1 protein-coding gene is annotated in these 1238 nt (G+C 45.0%); it reads right to left on the minus strand.

Going from position 1 to position 1238, the window contains the following annotated elements; genetic code table 11:
- Window positions 1-669: 669 nt before the first annotated feature.
- Window positions 670-1143: a trimethoprim-resistant dihydrofolate reductase DfrA1 gene (gene dfrA1, locus OKB77_RS23895; protein WP_000777554.1), complete on the minus strand. Its 474-nt coding sequence runs from the start codon at window positions 1141-1143 to the stop codon at window positions 670-672.
- Window positions 1144-1238: the final 95 nt, after the last annotated feature.

Raw genomic sequence — 1238 nt, forward strand, 5'->3', positions numbered from 1 at the left:
CACGCTTAAAAATAATAAAAGCAGACTTGACCTGATAGTTTGGCTGTGAGCAATTATGTGCTTAGTGCATCTAACGCTTTTAGCAGGGGCGCGACGTCAGGAGCGTCCCTTGCCTAAACTTGTTAAGGCATTTGTGAACAAACGCCACCAGTATTTTGGTTTAGAACCAATGCATACTTCATACGAATACAGCCTATCTCGAATCAAGCAGGAACCATCCAAGATTGGCATAAAAGGTACATTCAACCTTTTCACTGCATCCCATTGGTGCACGTACTCGGTCTTGCAACTCGGACACTTTGGGTTTGCACCAGGAACAAACCTACCCCCGCAAGGGCAATCTGGAAGAGTTGCTGCTATTCGATCCAAGAGCTCTTGATTGATTTCATTTTCATACAGTAATGCATGGTCCTGCTCTCTATGGATTACATTCGAGCAAGTATCACAGAAAAAATGCGGGCAACTGTCGCTCATGCCGCTCGATTGCCAGGCAGGAGTTTCCTTCCCACACTTTGGGTTTGGGCATTTCATTCTTCCTATCCATGGTGCATTCGCTTCGTAATGTACGATTTTCATGTAGCCTTAACGCCTGGCACAGCGGATCGCAAACCTGGCGCGGCTTTTGGTACAAAAGGCGTGACAGGTTTGCGAATCCGTTGCTGCCACTTGTTAACCCTTTTGCCAGATTTGGTAACTATAATTTATGTTAGAGGCGAAGTCTTGGGTAAAAACTGGCCTAAAATTGCTGGGGATTTCAGGAAAGTAAACATCACCTTCCGGCTCGATGTCTATTGTAGATATATGTAGTGTATCTACTTGATCGATCAGGCTTTTGTATATCTCCCCACCACCTGAAACAATGACATGATCCGTTATTTTCTTTAGGTTGGTTAAAGCATCTTTAATTGATGGAAAGATCAATACGTTCTCATTGTCAGATGTAAAACTTGAACGTGTTACGACCGCATACTTTCGGTTGGGTAATGCTCCCATTGATTCAAAAGTCTTGCGTCCAACCAACAGCCATTGGTTATAGGTAATAGCTTTAAACAGGAGCTGTTCACCTTTGGCACTCCATGGAATATCAGGGCCATTCCCGATAACTCCATTCTTCGATATAGCTACCATTAGTGATAGTTTCACAATTCTTCCTCAGAGGTTAACGTTTGACATGAGGGGCGGCCAAGGGCGCCAGCCCTTGGACGTCCCCCTCGATGGAAGGGTTAGGCATCACTGCG

The organism is Aeromonas sp. Y318-3, assembly GCF_027706185.1.
Lineage (GTDB): Bacteria > Pseudomonadota > Gammaproteobacteria > Enterobacterales > Aeromonadaceae > Aeromonas > Aeromonas veronii.